The organism is Pauljensenia sp. UMB3104, assembly GCF_030217285.1.
In the GTDB taxonomy this organism is placed as follows: Bacteria; Actinomycetota; Actinomycetes; order Actinomycetales; family Actinomycetaceae; genus Pauljensenia.
Genome location: NZ_JASONN010000660.1, coordinates 1 through 230, shown reverse-complemented (window position 1 = coordinate 230; position 230 = coordinate 1). Strand labels below are relative to the sequence as shown.

Here is a 230-nt window from a genome sequence, read left to right as displayed (position 1 = left end):
ATACGCACATCGGCACTCGCCACCGCGTAGGCAATATTCTTCGAGAGCTGGGTGATGCGCTCGACCTTGACGCCCGGCCCCAATTCAACTTCGTACTGGGTGACCGTCGGTCCGCGCGAAAAGCCAACCACCTGCGCGTCCACCCCGAAATCAGTGAACACCTGGGTCAGTGCAGCGACCACGCGATCATTAGCTTCGGTGCGTTCAGGATGCACCGCTCCGCGTTTGAG

Annotated in this window: 1 protein-coding gene; it reads right to left on the bottom strand. The window is 60.4% G+C overall.

Annotated features, from left to right (window positions below; genetic code table 11):
* The coding region (locus tag QP415_RS13185; RefSeq protein ID WP_285100373.1) for a DNA translocase FtsK at window positions 1–230 on the bottom strand (230 nt) is incomplete at both ends.